13 protein-coding genes and 2 pseudogenes are annotated in these 17,101 nt (G+C 52.5%); 6 read left to right on the plus strand and 9 right to left on the minus strand.

Annotated features, from left to right (window positions below; translation table 11 throughout):
- Positions 1–232 precede the first annotated feature (232 nt).
- Positions 233–879: pseudogene (locus tag JI735_RS29480) on the plus strand (DUF421 domain-containing protein).
- 394 nt (positions 880–1,273) lie between these two features.
- On the opposite strand, the gene JI735_RS29485 reads toward JI735_RS29480, so the two are convergent.
- From JI735_RS29485 to JI735_RS29510, 6 genes are all read right to left on the minus strand, one after another.
- The gene (locus JI735_RS29485) at positions 1,274–1,615 is read right to left on the minus strand and encodes a hypothetical protein (protein ID WP_233476115.1); all 342 of its coding nucleotides are present in this window, start codon (positions 1,613–1,615) and stop codon (positions 1,274–1,276) included.
- 286 nt (positions 1,616–1,901) lie between these two features.
- On the minus strand, positions 1,902–2,876 hold the full coding sequence (locus JI735_RS29490; protein ID WP_020426812.1) for an aldo/keto reductase: 975 nt from the start codon (positions 2,874–2,876) through the stop codon (positions 1,902–1,904).
- A 95-nt stretch (positions 2,877–2,971) separates the two neighbouring features.
- On the minus strand, positions 2,972–6,214 hold the full coding sequence (locus tag JI735_RS29495) for an ATP-binding protein (RefSeq protein WP_202676696.1): 3,243 nt from the start codon (positions 6,212–6,214) through the stop codon (positions 2,972–2,974).
- Positions 6,192–6,572, minus strand: a complete 381-nt coding sequence (locus JI735_RS29500; protein ID WP_039837155.1) for a response regulator — start codon at positions 6,570–6,572, stop codon at positions 6,192–6,194. The genes JI735_RS29495 and JI735_RS29500 overlap by 23 nt, the downstream gene beginning before the upstream one ends.
- 49 nt (positions 6,573–6,621) lie before the next feature.
- Positions 6,622–8,007, minus strand: coding sequence for a GGDEF domain-containing response regulator (locus tag JI735_RS29505; RefSeq protein ID WP_202676697.1), 1,386 nt, complete (start codon positions 8,005–8,007; stop codon positions 6,622–6,624).
- Complete coding sequence (locus JI735_RS29510) at positions 7,908–8,261, minus strand: Hpt domain-containing protein (RefSeq protein ID WP_202676698.1); 354 nt, start codon at positions 8,259–8,261, stop codon at positions 7,908–7,910. Before JI735_RS29510 ends, JI735_RS29505 begins: the two co-directional genes overlap by 100 nt.
- A 231-nt stretch (positions 8,262–8,492) precedes the next feature.
- Between JI735_RS29510 and JI735_RS29515 the strand changes: the two genes are divergently transcribed.
- Complete coding sequence (locus JI735_RS29515) at positions 8,493–8,762, plus strand: ACT domain-containing protein (RefSeq protein WP_025703370.1); 270 nt, start codon at positions 8,493–8,495, stop codon at positions 8,760–8,762.
- Positions 8,763–8,814: 52 nt separating this feature from the next.
- Positions 8,815–10,170 (plus strand): PFL family protein, encoded by a 1,356-nt coding sequence (locus JI735_RS29520; RefSeq protein WP_245236178.1) that lies wholly within the window; start codon positions 8,815–8,817, stop codon positions 10,168–10,170.
- An 888-nt stretch (positions 10,171–11,058) separates the two neighbouring features.
- Here JI735_RS29520 and JI735_RS29525 read toward each other — a convergent pair.
- From JI735_RS29525 to JI735_RS29535, 3 genes and pseudogenes are all read right to left on the minus strand, one after another.
- Positions 11,059–11,997, minus strand: coding sequence for a sigma-70 family RNA polymerase sigma factor (locus JI735_RS29525; protein ID WP_202676699.1), 939 nt, complete (start codon positions 11,995–11,997; stop codon positions 11,059–11,061).
- 42 nt (positions 11,998–12,039) lie between these two features.
- Positions 12,040–12,486, minus strand: a complete 447-nt coding sequence (locus JI735_RS29530) for a carboxymuconolactone decarboxylase family protein (protein WP_020433158.1) — start codon at positions 12,484–12,486, stop codon at positions 12,040–12,042.
- A gap of 489 nt (positions 12,487–12,975) precedes the next feature.
- A pseudogene (locus JI735_RS29535) lies at positions 12,976–14,438 on the minus strand (MFS transporter).
- Positions 14,439–14,602: 164 nt separating this feature from the next.
- Between JI735_RS29535 and JI735_RS29540 the strand changes: the two are divergent.
- The 3 genes from JI735_RS29540 (at position 14,603) to JI735_RS29550 (ending at position 16,937) form a co-directional block, all read left to right on the plus strand.
- Complete coding sequence (locus tag JI735_RS29540) at positions 14,603–15,037, plus strand: MarR family winged helix-turn-helix transcriptional regulator (RefSeq protein WP_039835726.1); 435 nt, start codon at positions 14,603–14,605, stop codon at positions 15,035–15,037.
- Positions 15,038–15,195: 158 nt separating this feature from the next.
- On the plus strand, positions 15,196–15,702 hold the full coding sequence (locus tag JI735_RS29545) for a YbaK/EbsC family protein (protein WP_039835725.1): 507 nt from the start codon (positions 15,196–15,198) through the stop codon (positions 15,700–15,702).
- A gap of 8 nt (positions 15,703–15,710) precedes the next feature.
- Entirely contained in the window at positions 15,711–16,937 is a 1,227-nt protein-coding gene (locus JI735_RS29550) for an MFS transporter (protein WP_039835728.1), read from the plus strand.
- Positions 16,938–17,101 lie beyond the last annotated feature (164 nt).

Consider the following 17,101-nt stretch of genomic DNA (forward strand, 5'->3'; position numbering starts at 1 on the left):
GGAAAAATAAATAAGACTATGGATACTAACTAAACACAGCTTATCACATTACAGGCCCTGGAATCATCCTTCAGTTCCCTCACTTCTCATCTACCAGCCAGATCCTTCATGTTACAGCGGATAGTGCATGGGTTAAACATTCTTAAGTTAACATTTGAGCCTGGAGGATGATTCCATGGATTATGTATCCGTACTGGTGAAGCTTACAGCCGGATTTGTCGGGTTATGGGCTATGGCAAGATTGCTGGGCAAAAAGGAAATCTCCGCCTTAACCCCTTTCGACTTTATCTCGGCCGTAATTCTTGGCGATTTGGTAGGGAATACCATTTATGAGCCGGATAAATCTGTACTGCTGCTGCTGTTTGCGCTGGCTGTCTGGACGGTGCTTTCCATTATATTTGAAAAAATTACCCAGCGGGTGCGCAAGCTGCGCAAACCGCTGGAGGGGGAGCCGGAGATCCTTATCCGGGACGGGAAGCTCGACCTCGCCAAGCTGCGCAAAAATAATCTCGACTTCGAGCAGCTGCGGATGATGCTGCGTGCGAAGGATACGTTCTCGATGAATGAGGTGGCCTATGCCATCTATGAAACCAACGGATCCCTGAGCATCCTGAAGAAGCCGCAGTTCGAGCCCGCCACGCGGGAGGAGCTGGACATCAAACCGCAGCACACCAGGCTGCCCGCAGTCTGGTGGAATCCGGTGAGGTCCAGCGGGCCACGCTGGCCAGCCTGGGGCATGACGAAACCTGGCTGCGCCGGAAGCTCCAGGAGGAGGGCTACCCGAATCTTGATTCGGTAGCGTATGCGGAAATCAACGAGGAGGGGGAGCTGGCAGTTATCCCTTCAACGTCGCAGCACGCGAAACCCGGCGAATATTAAGCCCGGGAACAAAAGGTCTTACAGTCTGATTGCATTTTGTGCAACAGACATCCATGCCGCCCATTGGCGGCACTTCAGACGATGCAATCTCAGAGAAGGCCCTCAATTCGGCTTCGCCAAATTCGAGGCTTCCATAACCATGTCGTAAGAATCGGACATCGTTATTTCAGGATAGATTGCTCAAAGTGCTGCGGAAAAAGGCAATCTATTGTATTTCATACCATTGAAATCCAAGAAATGTGATCCTAAGGACCATTTGTCTGAAATCTGCTGCACAGAATACAGTAGATTTTGTTTTTAAGCTTATTTAGGAGTAATCTGCTGTAGAAAGTGCAGTAGATTGGTTTTCTTTCCGGTTTTACCAGTTGCACTCCCTAGCTCTCCCCGCCTTATCTCACAACGAAAATTTCCTACACAAAAACATACCTGCCGCCGGCGCTTCAACAACGGTATTTCTGCCGTTGTTTCGGGGCATACCTGCCGCTGGCGCCTCAACAACGGTATTTCTGCCGTTGTTTCGGGGCATACCTGCCGCTGGCGCCTCAACAACGGCATTTCTGCCGTTGTTTCCAGGCATATCAGCCGCTGACGCTTCAACAACGGCATTTCTGCTGTTGTTTCCAGGCATATCAGCCGCCGGCGCCTCAACAACGGCATTTCTGCCGTTGTTTACGGTCCACATTTGTCCGATGGACAAATCAAACAAAAAAACGCGAGTGTCTCCCGCAGGATACACTCGCGCAGTCCGCCTGCCGCATGTTTCTGCGGCAGGCGTTGCCTTGCATTCATTGTCAAGCCGGAACGTTTACCAGGCGTCTTCCTTATTTCGCCGGAACGCTTACCCCCGGCCTCCTGCCCTGCTTCCGCCGTAACGCTTACCAACCGGCTTCCTGCCCTGTTTCCGCCGGACGCTTACCAACCGGCTTCTTCCCTAGCTTCCGCCGGACGCTTACCACCCGGCCTCCTGCCCTGCTTCCGCCGGACGCTTACCCCCGGCCTCTTGCCCTGCTTCCGCCGGACGCTTACCAGGCGTAAGCCTCCGGTGCCGGGCGGCCCGGTCCCGGGAAAATCTCGTCCAGCTTCTTCAGCACATCCGCTTCGAGCACGATCTCGGTCACTCTCAGCGAGTCCTCGAACTGTTCGAGCGTCCGCGGCCCGATGATCGGCGCAGTCACCGCCGGGTTCGCCAGCACCCAGGCCAGCGCCACCTGGTCTTCATGCTCTCCAAGCTCCTTGCAGAGCGCGGAGAACTGCTCCAGCTGGCTGCGGTGCTGCTCCAACTTGGCCGAACGGGCGCTGCGCACGCCGGTCTTGGACAGTGCGTTGCGTCCCAGCAGGCCGCCGGCCAGCGGACTCCAAGGAATGACTCCCAGGCCCAGCTCCTGCGAAGCCGGAAGGACCTCCAGTTCCGGTGTCCGTTCCAGCAGGTTGTACAGATGCTGCTCGGAGACAAGTCCGAGGAAATGGCGTTCCTTGGCCTTAGCCTGGGCGGCAGCAATATGCCAGCCCGCAAAATTGCTGGACCCGATGTAATCGGCTTTGCCCTGGGAGACCAGAATTTCAAAAGCGCCCCACAGCTCATCCCAGGAAACATTGCGGTCAATATGATGCATCTGGTACAGCTCAATATGGTCTGTCTGCAGGCGTTTCAGCGAGCCTTCGAAATGCCGTCTGATCTTGTATGCGGACAAACCGGCGCCTGAATTGGGGCCGTCCTGCTCGTCGAACATATCATTATATACCTTGGTCGCCAGCACGACCTTCTCACGCCGGCCGCCGCCCTGCTGAAACCAGCGGCCGATAATTTCTTCTGTCCAGCCGCGCCGGTCATTACCGCCATACACGTTGGCGGTATCAAAAAAGTTGATTCCCGCATCCAAAGCGGCATCCATAATCCGGAACGCTTCTTTTTCCTCAGTCTCCGGACCGAAATTCATCGTCCCCAAGCATAATTGGCTGACCTTCAAACCTGATTTTCCCAAATAGCTGTACTTCATCCGCAATTCCTCCCTTTCATTCCTGAGTGGTTGTTTGCTTCGATTCCACTATATACCTTAGAGTCCACTGTAAGGCAAGCCCTGATTAGCAGTCATTACCGGGAAAAGGACTTCCCCGACTTCAGCTTGATTTCTACAATTTCCTGCAGTGTTTTCGACAGCTCACCCGGAGGATAAGGTTTGGTCAGATAAGTCTTCACGTTTTCAAGCAGGCTTTTATCCGTTTGGTCCAGTGCCGAGGAGATCACAATCGGAACCTTCTCCGTCCGGGGATCATTTTTGAGCATACGGATCAGATCCCACCCGTCCAGCTCCACGCCCAGCATCAGATCTACGACAATAGCCACAAAAGGCGATTTCAGCGCCTGGTCGAATGCTTTTTGCGGATGGTAATGATGGGTGACCCGGAAGCCTTTGCCCTTCAGCTCTTCCGAGAGCAGCAGCGACAGGCTGTAATCATCCTCCACAATCATCACACTCGGCTTCTGATCCTTGTCGGCACCCCACTTGGACATTTCCTCCACAGGCCTGCTGTCATCCGCAACCTGTACAGGGAGGCTGAACCATACAGTAGATCCTTCACCCTCTACCGAATCAATGCCAATGGACCCTTTATGTTTTTCAATAATCTCCTTGCAGATGGCAAGCCCCAGTCCGGTTCCCCCGATCCGCTTGGATGCACTGTTGTCCACTCTTCTGAATTTCTGGAACAGCTGGCCGATCTGATTTTTGGGAATCCCCAGCCCATGATCCTGAATCCGTACCCGTATCCGGCCCGGCTCATTATGGAGCATCACCTTAACTTCGTGGCTTCCCGGTGAGAATTTGATGGCATTGCTGAGCAGATTGGTGAGCACCTGGACGATTTTGTCCTTATCGACTGCCACTTCATCATGCACCGCTTCATCTTCAAAAAGAATATGATGGGTGCTGCTGAGCTTATACTGGTCAATCACGCCGAGCACAATTTCGCTGAGATGGGCCGGTTCCACATTGTACTGCTGTGTGCCCGACTCCATTCTTTGCAGATCCAGAAAATCATTGATCAGCTCCGTCAGGCGTTTGGCTTCCTTGTGAATCGTCTCCAGGTATTTCAGCTGCTTCTCCGGCTTCATGGTTTTGGACAGCAGCAGCTCCGTGAAGCCAAGTACACTGGACAGCGGTGTCCGCAGCTCATGGCTGACCGTGCTGACCAGCTCGGATTTCATCACATCAAGCTCATATTCACGGGTAATATCGCGGTGCACGAACAACGTGCCGATCCGGTCTTCACGCCGCAGCACAGGAATGGCATAGACGTCCACATGCTGAATCTCTTCCTTGCCCAGCGAATATTTCATTGTACTGGAATCCATCGCTGATTCAGCCATCGCATTCTCGTAGAAGCTCCGCAGTTCTGCCGATTCATTGGACTTGCCGGTGAACGCATCCAGCCAATCCTCCGCAGGAATAAGCGAACCTTCGGTCCATTCGTAGTGAAACAACTGGCTAAGCGCCTTGTTGATATGCTGCATGACGCCTTCGGTATTGACGAACTGGATTCCCTCATTGACATTGTTGACGATATCCTGGTTCAGCTTGCGCCCGTGTTCAATTTCTTCGTACATCATGATCCGCTCAATCGCCAGCGCCACCCGGCTCGCGAGGCCCTGAATTTCGCTGATCTCCTCTTCGGTGAAGGCATGGCCGATCCGGCTGCCGCAGAATACTGCCAGAATCTCATCATTCCCGCCCACAACAGAAGTATAGAAATCGTAGCACAACACTTCATCCGGTGAAATGCCCTGCTCCCGCGGTGAGCCTGTTCTTTTGACAATATAGGACTTCTCTTCTTTCAGGCGGTGCAGCATGTCGAGATGATGATGATCGAGATACTGCTCCACTTTTTCCTGCGGCACGCCTTTGACCACGGCGATCTTATCTTTGACGAGGAAAAAGAGGCTGGAATCAAACGCATAAATCTGGTTCATGAACCTGCTGAATTTCCCGGCAAATTCCTGCTTGTCCAATGTATAGGTAAGCTCATGGTTCAACTGGTTATAGCGCTCAAGCATCACTGTGGTCTGCTCCGTATTCCGGAGGGTAACCGCCAGCTGCTGCTGCGCACTTTTGAGGGAAGTGATATTGTTCGCGATCAGGATATACTGGTAGACCTTGCCCTCATCATTCAAATAAGGCATTACCGTCATATGGAGCCACACAGACGCCGAACCATCCTTCACCAGAGCCTCCACTTCTCCGCTCCAGATCCCGCCGGTCGACAGTTTGAAGAAGATCTGTTCAAGCTGGGAATCCGTAATATTAAGCAGTTCCAATAACCGGAAAGGATAGCCTATCATTTCGGAATGGCTGTAGCCTGTATACTTGCTCAGATTGTCATTGGCGTACGTGAACAGCCCCTTATCCGACAAAATGCCGACGGCTGAGGTCTGATCGAGCGCCTTCATGATGCTTTCAATTTCAATCAGAGAGCGCTCCAGCTTGAACTGCTGATCCTGAAGCTCATCCTGCTGGGCCTGCAGCTCTTCGTTCTGCATCGTCAGCTCTTCTTCCTTGTCCTGGATGCTATGGGCCATATTCAGAAATGCCTCATACAAGCGGCCGATCTCATCCTGCTTATGCAGTCTGCCGAGCCAAACCGCCTCACCTGCCGCAAGCGAATGGGTAGCCTCCTCCAGCCGGACAATCGGATCAATCAGCACCTTCAGCATCCGCCAGATCATCAGTGTGAAAAAGAGGAGCAGAAAGGCGCTGATGCCAAAAGCGGCAACGGTATAGCCGTCGGCCTTCCGGATCGAACGGTCCGCCATCTCACTTAATTGCTTATCAGAGTTATCCTTGAAAGCCTTGGTATAGGCGAGAAAATCATTCAAAGCCTGTGTGCTGCCGCTCTGCGAAAGGGTCCGGATTCCCTCATAATCATCGCTCTCAACCAATTGAATCGCCTTCGGCAGCGTCTTGCTTTTATAGTTGGTGTAAAAAGCCGACAGCGCATCCCGGTATTGCGCCTCTTCTGCCGACAAATTCAGCGTGGAGTATTGATCCAGGATGCCGTCCAGATTCTCAAGCGCTGTATTCAGCAGGCTCAGCTCATTGCTGTTCTTCAGGGCAACATAACCCCTGGCCCGGAAAAACACCTCGTTCAGCGCACCAGCCAGCCCGTCTATGGTATGGGCTTTGGTCTGCAAGACCTCCCGTTCTGCCTTCAGCTTGCTTTGCTGCGAGTTGATATAGAAGAAGAGGACGGTCACTGTCACAACCAGGAGCAGAAATAACAAGGTAATGATCCGGTAATATTTTGTTTTGATGCTGTGGTTAGAGAGTTTCGCTGTTCTCATGTAGAATGCCCTCCACAATTTGCAGGAGTTCCATAGGGCTGAACGGCTTGGGCATGAAAAAGCGCGCTCCGGCATCCCGGGCCTTACTGCGGTCGTTCTCCTGCGCCTTGGCGGTCAGCATCAGGATGGGCATGGCGTTTTTTTGTTCGATGTCCAGCGCCTCCAGCACTTCAATTCCGGTCATCTCGGGCATCATATAATCCAGAATAACCAGATCGTACAGCTGCCCGGACAGCCTAGTTAATGCCTCGGCGCCGTTCTCGGCCGTATGAATCTCCACATTCTCCAGATCCTCCAGCGTGTCTTCAATCAGCATCCGCAGAACCTCTTCATCATCCACTATAAGTACTTTTTGCATCTCTGCTTCTCACCTTTCTGCTCCTCTTGATGTTGTGCAAGTTTCTGTATCAGAACAGAAATCTGTGTGCCAGCCGCTCTATTCTGCTCAGCAATTCCGGCAAATGAAACGGCTTTACCACGTAATCATCGGCACCCATTTGCAAGGCATGGATGATATCGCGCTGGTTATTCCGTCCGGTCAGCATGATTACGAGAATATTCACTTCCGGGTAGCTGCTGCGAATCCGCTCCAGGACCTCCAGTCCGTCCAGCTCCGGCATGATGCCATCAAGCAAAATAATATATTTACCGCCTTGCACATACCAGTCCGATTTCAGAAACTGCGGGCCGCCTGCATAGCTGCTGACCTTCACATGGCCAATGCCCGCCGGTTCCCAGACGGCGAAATGCTGGGTCACAATCCGGCGGATCAGAGCGTCGTCATCGACGACAATCACATTCAGCAGCGATTCTTCCTGGCCGGTGCCGAGCTGCTTGGTATACAGGGTGGTCCGGTTTCTTCCTTCAGCCTTGCTGGCATATAGCGCCTGGTCTGCTTCCCCGATCAGCCGGTCCGGTTCATGAAGGGCCTCGCGGACCTCCGTAATGCCGGCTGAAAAGGTAACATGAAACTGCTCCTTTTTGGCGGTAAAGCTTCTTGCGGCAAACTCCCGCTGAATCCGCTGCACCACCAGGAGGGCTGAAGCCGAATCCGTATTCGGCATGAACAAGGCAAATTCTTCTCCGCCGAACCGGCAAAAGGTATCTTCTACACGTATGGAACGCCGCACCGCCTCGGAAAAAGTCTGCAGCACTTCATCGCCGACCAGATGGCCATAGGTGTCATTCACATGCTTGAAATGATCCAGATCCATCAGCGCCACCGAAAAAATCCGGCCGGTCCGCCGGAAATCGGAGACAAGCCGCTTCATCGTCTGATTGAAGTACTTGCGGTTGAACGCACCGGTCAGCTCATCCACAATCACCGATTCCTGCCACTCCCGCTTCAGCTCAAACCGGTTTTTGATCAGCACCAGGAACAGATCGATGTCCAGCGGCTTCGGCAGATAGTCCATCACCCCCAGCGAATAGGCGTACATTTGAATATCCTTGGAATGCTCGCCGCTGACGATGATGATGGGAATCCGTTCTTTTTTGGCCTTGCCGATGATTTGCCGCAGCACATCAATTCCACTCTGGTCCGGGAGCAGAATATCCAGCAGGATCAGATCCGGCTTGCTTTCGTAAAATATTTTCAGTCCGCGCTCGGCGGACAAGGCAATGCTGACATAATAGGACTGCTTTTCAAGGGATTCGCGTAAAAAAGCCACCAGTTCAACATCATCATCAATGATCAGAATCTCATGCTGGTGGTGTATGCCATGAAACGGTTCTGTCCCCGGCGGACTGGACCCCTGCAGCATCGGATGCGCTTCATCTTGCTCATCGTCCAAAAGCTCCAAAAGCGGGTATAGGTAATCCCCCATTCCGCTTCCGTCCAGCTGCGATGAACATCTTCCGAGAAATACAGCATGATGCTGCCCGCCTGCTGCTCGACCTTGACGAGTCCCACCGTTCCGGCGGTACCCTTCAAATTATGCAGGAAACGGTAAATATCTTTTTCGCTGACGAATTCCTGTGAAGACCAATTGTGGAGTGTTTGTCTGGTACGTTGCGCGACCAGCTCTTTGTATTTTCTCGTTGTCATTATTTCTCCTTCAAGCCGCTAATATAAACAAGTTACTTAATCATAGCTTCTCAGCCCTGTCAACTGTATTCTATGAAAATTGGGGCCTAAGATCAAATCTATGAAGATATGGACAAAAAAACTTCGGTTGTAGAGTTGCCGTTCCTTTGCCATAATAATTGAAATGGTTCATTCCGTTAAAGCGGCGGATGGACAAAGCACCAGATAAATATATTAATAGGAGGCTTTACATTGAAGGGGATTATCACAGTACTGGGAAAAGACAAAGTCGGTATTATTGCCAAGGTCTGCACCTATCTCGCAGGCCACAATTTGAACATTCTGGACATTTCACAGACCATCATACAGGATTACTTCAACATGATGATGATCGTGGATATTTCCGCACCCAGCAAATCCTTTGAAGAGATTGTGGAGGATCTGCAGCAGGTGGGTGAAGAGATCGGCGTGGAAATCAAGCTTCAGCATGAGGATATCTTCAATATTATGCATCGGATTTAAACCGCTGAAAATTGAGATTTAGCACTAAATAAATGAAGGAGTTTAACCTATGATTTCAATTGTGGAAGTACAGGAAACGAATAAAATGATCCGGGAAATGAACCTCGATGTCCGTACCATTACGATGGGAATCAGCCTGATGGATTGTGCCCACACCGATATGCGCGTGTTCAATCAGAATGTGTATGACAAAATCACCCGCTCCGCCGAGAAGCTGGTCAAAACCGGCGAGGATCTGGAGCGGCAATTCGGTGTGCCGATCGTCAACAAGCGGATATCGGTTACCCCTGTCTCCATTGCCGCCGGAGCGGTGCACACCGATACCTATGTCCCGGTTGCCGAAGCTCTGGACAAGGCGGCCAAAGAGGTTGGCGTGAACTTTATCGGCGGCTTTTCGGCGCTGGTGCAGAAGGGCTGTACCAAAGGCGACCGGATTCTGATCGACAGCATTCCTGAAGCGCTGGCGGTAACAGAAAGAGTGTGTTCTTCCGTTAATGTCGGCTCCTCGCGCAGCGGAATCAACATGGACGCTGTGAAGCTGATGGGCGACATTATCCTTCAGACTGCAGAGCGCACCAAGGAGCGCGATTCCATCGGCTGCGCCAAGCTGGTGGTGTTCTGCAATGCGGTGGAGGACAACCCGTTCATGGCCGGTGCGTTTCACGGAGTCGGGGAGCGCGAATGTGTAATCAACGTGGGCGTCAGCGGTCCCGGCGTAATCAAGCGGGCGCTGGAGGAAGTAAAAGGCCATGACTTCGAGACGCTGTGCGAGACGATCAAGCGGACTGCCTTCAAGGTTACCCGCGTGGGCCAGCTGGTTGCCCAGGAAGCCTCCAAACGGCTGGGCGTCCCTTTTGGCATTATCGATCTGTCGCTGGCACCAACCCCGCTGATCGGTGATTCCATCGCCGAGATTTTTCAGGTGATGGGGCTGGAGGAAGCGGGCGCACCCGGCACGACTGCTGCACTCGCTATTCTTAACGACAATGTCAAAAAAGGCGGCGTTATGGCTTCATCCTACGTCGGCGGACTCAGCGGCGCTTTTATCCCGGTCAGCGAAGACCATGGCATGATTCAGGCCGTGCAGCGCGGCGCGCTGACACTGGAGAAGCTGGAAGCGATGACTTGTGTCTGCTCGGTCGGCCTTGATATGATTGCTATTCCCGGCAGCACCAGCAAAGAAACCATCGCAGGCATCATTGCCGACGAAGCGGCTATCGGCATGGTCAACAACAAGACCACAGCAGTCCGAGTAATCCCGGTCATCGGCAAAGAAGTGGGCGAAATGGTTGAATTCGGCGGTCTGCTCGGCTATGCGCCGGTCATGGCTGTGAACCCGTTCGACTGCTCGGGATTTGTTAACCGGGGCGGACGTATTCCGGCTCCGATCCACAGCTTTAAGAACTAGACCCATAAACAAAAACGGCTGTGCCGTCCTCCACGGGCTGCGCAGCCGTCTTGGTTCTAGCGTTACCTAGAGAACGATTCCCCATGAATCCTACGGCAACTTTTTAAGTGGAAAAAGGTTAACTAATTTGCCGGAGTACCCTATCCTCGGGCAGATGAAGTGGAAAAGGGACACTAATTCAGCTCATTTCGCCATTGTTCAAGAAAATTGGCCCAATTAAGTTTACTTTTTCCATTTAACTCTCAGGATTTCTTAATTTCCGGAAAAATAAGTTCCCTTTTTCCAACTATATAAGTTGAACTTAAAGAATTCATAAAAAGGGTAGAAGTGCGGAGGGGAAGTTTGGAAATGGAAGAGCGGTAGCGTCCGCCTGAAAGCTTTCCGTAGGAAAGCTCGCTTCGGAAGCATAATCAGTCACCGGATTTCAACCGCAAAAGGCGATTCCAATCAAGAAATTCTTACGACAACAGCGGCTGGAAGTCCAAACATTCCCCGCAGTTACGACCATACCCCACAATGTAAAACTAAAGTTCAACTTATATAGCACCTGCGGAGAAACCAGTTAGTAATGCTAGTTGGAATTAGGATATTTAGACCGACTCCCCCTCAGAACTCGGCCTTCGCCGCTCCAACAACGGTATTTCTGCCGTTACTCGTTACAAATTCGTCCAAAGTATTTATTCTACAACTTTAAGCATAATATTATCCACTTGCGGAAGTTTCCTATACAATAAATAAGGGGCCCCAAAACATATAAATTCTATCTTTTAAAAAAGCGCCGCCTGCCCGTTGTCCGGGCAGGCGGCGCTTTTTTATTGTGGAATTATAGATGCCGGAGACCTGGCTTTTGAACAGGACCTGTACGTTCCAAAGCAGGGCCGCAAGGCTTTAGGCCGACACATGCTTCAGCTTGCCGGGAGCCATAACCAGGTACAGCTCCTGAATCTGCTCCCCGCTCCTGTCCAGTGTCAGGCAAAGCACCGCCCGGACCTCTCCTTGCTGCTTGAACACAAGATTCGGCTCGCCGTTGATGCTGCCGACCGCGACCTCCCACTCACGCATCCGCTGAAGTACCCTCCGCGAAGTCAGCAGCGCCAGCACGCCTTTGCGTCCGGCCATAGGTCTAAGAATCGTATGCACTTCCTGTCCGCCCCCGTCACCGATAAGCACAGGCTGTTCAGCCAGCAGCGCCAGCATGCCGCCAACATCATAAGCGGCAAAAGCGGCGGTGAACCGGCGCAGCAGCTTTTCTCTTGAAGCGGGGTTCCCCTCCCCTGCTGCCGCTGGCGGCAACTGCTTCGATTGAAGCGTGCGCTTGGCCCGGCTGAAGATTTGCCGGCAGTTGCTCCCGGACTTGCCAACCATCTCCGCTATAGCATCATATTCGTACTGAAAAGCCTCCCTCAGCACAAACACCGCTCTTTCTGTAGGCGACAGCCGTTCCAGCAGGACCAGAAAAGCATAAGACAGCGTATCTTTACGCTCCACTGACGCTTCCGGCCCGTCGTAAGCCTCGCTGACAGGCTCGGGCAGCCACTCTCCGATATAGGTTTCCCTGCGGCTGCGCGCAGAGCTGAGGATATTCAGGCAGCGGTTGGTAATCCCCTTAGCCAGGTAAGCCTTCATATTGAGCACACCGCTGAGTTCCTTCTGCTGCAGCCCGGCAAAACAATCCTGCACGGCATCCTCCGCATCGGCCACAGTTCCCAGCATTCGGTATGCAATTGAAAAGGCATAACGATTATAGCTGCGGTAGATTTCCTCCACGCTAAGCTCTCCCGCTATCTGCGGAGCCGTGTTGCCAGCCTTACTGTCCCGGTCCTTCACTGCTGTCCCCCCTGTGCTTCCAGCCTAACTTTTTGCTGTGGTTCAGTTAAAACAACCCGGATACATTCCGGTAGAGATTGCGATACGGTTCCAGCTGTTGATTGTATTGATGACCATAATCCAGTCTACAAACTCCTCCTGGCTGATATGCTCCATTACCTTGTCATACAGCGCCGCAGGAACACCGGCTTGACTAATAAGGGTTACCGTTTCGGCAAGTTCAAGCAGCGCTTTTTCCTTATCTGTAAACAACGGCACCTCTCGCCATACACTGAGCAGCAAAATATGGTCCGCATAATCGCCCAGCTTCATCAGGTCCTTCGCATGCATATCCAGGCAGAAGGCGCAGCCGTTGATCTGGGAAACGCGTATTTTCACTAACTCATATAATACCTTATCTTTGATCCGTCCGCCTCCATACTGCTCCAGCGTCATCATTGCCCGGAAAGCCTGCTCATTTACCGCTCTGTAATTAAATCTTAAACTCATTCTCATCGCCTCCATAATGTGTGTACATACTGTAGACAATGTACCTTGCGGATTTGTGACAGTAACAATAGAAGATTTACCTCCTGATTGCATTTTCTTGCAATTGAAAATTTATGCCTCTGTGCGCGAATCACTTTCTGCTGTATTTCGTGCAATAGAAAACTTACTCTTGCGCCTGTACCTAATGTGGATGGATATAGATGATTAAGCTTCTCCCCTTGGCTCCGAAGCTAGCGGAAGTTTAACACTCAGCCGCCAAATAATGCGCCTGAGGTGCTTTTAATAATCCCGGGGACATTTCCCCTGGAGATGCCGCCCCTGCTGGATGCCACAAAAAAGCCACCCGGCCTGAGTCAGGCTGGAAGGCTTCCAGTTTGAATAGAGCTTACGATGTGAGCAGCTTTGAGCAGCACCGGGCTGTTGAGAAGGTGGCAATAGAGCGACAAGCGCAGAAGTCGAAGGCGGCAGGAATCTCAGGCCGAGTGATTCTCAGGCCGATGCTCTTTTGGCCCGCTTTGTCTTTTTGATCGAAAACAGCCGCCAGCCTGTCAGCAGCGCCGATACAAGGCAAATGGCCGATGAGGTCATGAACACGACATGCATGCCGGAGAGGAAAACATCCGGACGGCCGGGGATCAGATCGGTTACCCGGTAGCCGGCCTTGCTGCTCATTACATTGAACAGAATGGAGGTGGCAATCGTGATGCCGACAACCATCCCCACATTGCGGACCAGCGAGTTGACGCTGCCCGCTGAGCCCAGCTGGGTCCGCGGGACGGTAGACATTATCAGCGAGTTATTCGGCGACTGGAACAGCCCGCTGCCGATCCCCAGCATGGCAATCCAGACGCCCACCAGTGCGACGGCACTTCCATCATGCAGACGGGCCAAACCAAATTGTGCGATTACCATGACAATCAACCCGGCGAAGGTAAGGAATTCCGAGCCGATTTTATCGGACAATGCCCCGCTCAGCGGAGCGACAATGACCATGGAAATCGGGAACAGCATAAGCAAAAAGCCTGCATAGAACGGTGACAGGTTCAGCATGTTCTGCGCATAAAACGGAGCGATAATGTTAAAGCAGAAATTCGCTACGAATACCAGAAATGCGCATAGTATGCTGAGCGAAAATAACGGGTTCTTGAATAGGGACAGCTGCAATAGCGGCTGGCTCCGGCGCAGCTCTACAATAAGAAAGACAATAAAAGCTGCGGCTGCGGCGGCCAGCGCCGAGATAATCCGGCTATCCCCATACCCCACCTGCTGTCCGAGGAGCATGCCGGCAAACAAGGTGACGATAAATATTGCGAACAGCAGGCTGCCGGGAAGGTCAATCTTGGCTTTTACCCGGATCAGATCCTTGGGCAGTACCTTCCACCCCAGCACGATGGCGATCAGACCTATCGGAACGTTCACCCAGAATATATATTCCCACCCCAATGTCGAAACGATGATTCCCCCAGGCTGGGTCCGGCTATACTTCCAAGAGATACGAAGGTACCGATCAGCCCCAGTGCCTTGCCCCGTTCAGTGGCCGGAAAAATATCCGTGACAATTCCCTGGCTGTTGGCCATGGTCATCGAAGCGCCGATCGCCTGAATCACCCGCGAAGCAATCAGCAGCGGCAGGCTTGCACTCAAACCGCAGAGCAGGGAGCCGAGGATGAAGATCACCGTGCCGATTTTAAAAATCCGGATCTTGCCGGCGATATCCCCAAGTTTTCCAAAGAACAGCACGGCAGAGCAAATCGCCATCAAATAGCCTGTCGTGACCCACTCCACCTGCGCCATCGGTAAATGGAGCTGCTTCACCAGCACCGGCAAGGCAATATTCACAATGCTTCCGTCGAGCGTGGACATAAACGTGAACAGGTTCAGCACAATCAGAATCAGCCAGCGTTTCTTCTGAACGGCCGCGTCCTCCTGATAAGTTGCAGTCATCGTACTCATAATTAAATAACACCTCTTATACCTTCAGATATAGTTGCGTCCGCAACAAACTTAGCTTCCCTAGTGTATCGCAATTCAGTTGCGCACGCAACTATTTTACTGTACTATTTTAAATTATAAGAAAGCAGCCTGCTGGCCGCAGGATTTTAACCAAAGAGGTGTACATGTTGAATTCAAATAGAGAACCCATCGGGAAGCTGGTCTCCCAGCTCCATCGCCAGAATCAAAAGTATCTGGTCAAAGAACTGTTGCCCTACGGTATCGGCAGCGGCGGACAGCACATCTTTTTGAAGCTGATTGTGAACCATCCCGGCATTACGCAGGATCAAATGACCAACGAAATGAAATTCGATAAAGCCACCACCGCCCGCTCCGTGAAAAAGCTGGAGGAAGCCGGTTATATTGAGCGGAGAACCGATCCCAAGGACCGCCGCTCTTCCCTGCTGTATCCGACCCCCAAGGCGGTTACGTTCGCTCCTGTCCTCCAGTCGATCCTGACAGATTTGGACCGCAAGCTTACCCTCGATTTAGGCGAGGAAGAGGTTGACCAGCTCATTGCTTTGCTTCATAAGGTCAACAAAAATTCGGCAAATCTATGAATAGGTCACTGTGAAGCGGGCTGCTCAAGCACAGCTGTATCATAAGCAAATGGCCCCGGCTGGGTGCCCGGCTACTGATGAGATTTGCTTTGCCCAATATCCCAAAACAGGTTAAAATGTAAGACAATATGAAAGGCTTTCAGAAAGGAGACTTGATCTTGTCCATTGCAAATGTAAAAGAACATTTCCGGCGTGTGGGGCGGGAGCAGGACATCCTGGAATTTGCCGCATCAAGCGCTACTGTAGAGATGGCAGCCGCAACCATTGGGGTCATTCCGGCCCGGATTGCCAAAACGCTCTCCTTCCGGGGAACGGAAGAGTCTGCCATTCTCGTTGTAGCCGCCGGAGATGCCAAGGTGGATAACAAGAAATTCAGGGAGAGCTTTGGCCTCAAAGCAAGAATGCTCAGCCCGGAAGAGGTTCTGGAACAGACCGGACACGAAATCGGAGGGGTGTGCCCTTTTGGACTCGCCCGTGATTTGGAGGTCTATCTGGATGTGTCCATGAAAAGATTCGAGACTCTGTTTCCAGCCTGCGGCAGCACCAATTCCGCGATCGAGCTGAACTGTGATGAACTGGCCGTCTACTCGGGTGCCCAGGATTGGGTCGATGTCTGCAAAGGCTGGAATGAGCGACCGGAACCCGGGGAAGGATCAGCCCATTGAAGCCTACTGTGGACAAAAGCCAACCGCCGCCGCCGCATAAAGAGCGTTTCCCGCTGTCCTTGCTCTGCCTGACTTTGGGCGCTTTTGCAATCGGCATGACCGAGTTCATCATCATGGGGCTTTTGCCCAACGTTGCCAGAGATCTAGGGGTGAGTATTCCGCAGGCCGGACAGCTCATTACGAGCTACGCCCTCGGTGTTGCCATCGGTGCGCCTGTGCTTACGATCTTCACTCACCGCCTGCCCCAGAAAAAACTGCTCATGATCCTCATGTGCATTTTCATCTTCGGGAACGCTGTGTCGGTGATTGCGCCTACCTATACGCTGCTGATTCTGGCCCGAATCCTTACGGCCTTTGCACACGGAACTTTCCTCGGAGTGGGGACGATTATCGCAGCCCGGCTGGTGCGGCCCGAGAAGCGGGCAGGCGCTGTATCCATCGTGCTTGCCGGCCTTACTGTCGCCAATATTATCGGTGTGCCCTTCGGGACCTTTATTGGCCAGCAGCTTGGTTGGAGAGCTTCATTTGGAGCAATCACTGTGCTTGGCGTCGTGTCCTTGTTCGGAATCATCCGGTTCATACCGGTCATTGTTCAGGAACAAACAGCCAATCTCACGGAACAGGTACGCGGACTGCTTAATCCGAAGGTGCTGCTGATACTTCTGACGGGGGCCTTGGGCTGCGCAAGCCTGTTCTCCTTATTTACCTATATCACCCCGATGCTGGAGGAGATCACGGGGTTTGCCGAACACAACGTGACTTGGATTCTGGTGCTCTTTGGAGCGGGGGTAACCTTTGGCAATCTGATCGGCGGCAAACTGGCCGACTGGAAGCTGATGCCCTCGCTTATGGTCAACTTTGCCATCCTGGCTATTATGATCTCCCTGTTCTCTTGGACGCTGGACAACCCTGTGCTTACTATAATTAACGTCTTCCTGTGGGGTATTGCCGCGTTTGGCATCATGCCCGGCATTCAATTGCGCATCATGAATCTCGCGCATAAAGCTCCGCTTCTGGCCACCACATCCAGCCATTCTGCGCTGAACCTGGGCAATGCTGCCGGAGCTTACCTCGGCGGAGCGGCCATCACCCAATGGGGCCTTTCCTCCATTCCCTGGCTAGCCGCCAGCCTGGCTGCCTTGGGTTTGGCCGGTGCCTGGCTCAGCTACCTGTCAACCCGCAGCAGGCAAGCCGCCCTGACCGCTGGCGATGTCAGCGCCACCTCTTCTTCATAGAGTGCCTTGGCCGATAGCTGCGTCAGCATCACCCTTCTTCTTAAAGGTACATTGGCGCTAGCGATGCCAACGCTGCCCTTGCATCACAAATGTCGCTGGTGCTGTTCCAAAACACAGGCCGGAGTCCCCTCAAATGAGGACTCCGGCCTGTGTGCGTGTTCAGT

The organism is Paenibacillus sonchi, assembly GCF_016772475.1.
GTDB lineage: Bacteria > Bacillota > Bacilli > Paenibacillales > Paenibacillaceae > Paenibacillus_AQ > Paenibacillus_AQ sonchi.

Excerpts from the sequence above, each read along its gene's own strand:
- JI735_RS29490 (WP_020426812.1), bottom strand. The coding sequence starts at position 2,876 with ATGAAGTACAGCTATTTGGGAAAATCAGGTTTGAAGGTCAGCCAATTA.
- JI735_RS29495 (WP_202676696.1), bottom strand. The coding sequence starts at position 6,214 with ATGAGAACAGCGAAACTCTCTAACCACAGCATCAAAACAAAATATTAC.
- JI735_RS29500 (WP_039837155.1), bottom strand. The coding sequence starts at position 6,572 with ATGCAAAAAGTACTTATAGTGGATGATGAAGAGGTTCTGCGGATGCTG.
- JI735_RS29510 (WP_202676698.1), bottom strand. The coding sequence starts at position 8,261 with ATGACAACGAGAAAATACAAAGAGCTGGTCGCGCAACGTACCAGACAA.
- JI735_RS29530 (WP_020433158.1), bottom strand. The coding sequence starts at position 12,486 with ATGAGTTTAAGATTTAATTACAGAGCGGTAAATGAGCAGGCTTTCCGG.
- JI735_RS29540 (WP_039835726.1), top strand. The coding sequence starts at position 14,603 with ATGTTGAATTCAAATAGAGAACCCATCGGGAAGCTGGTCTCCCAGCTC.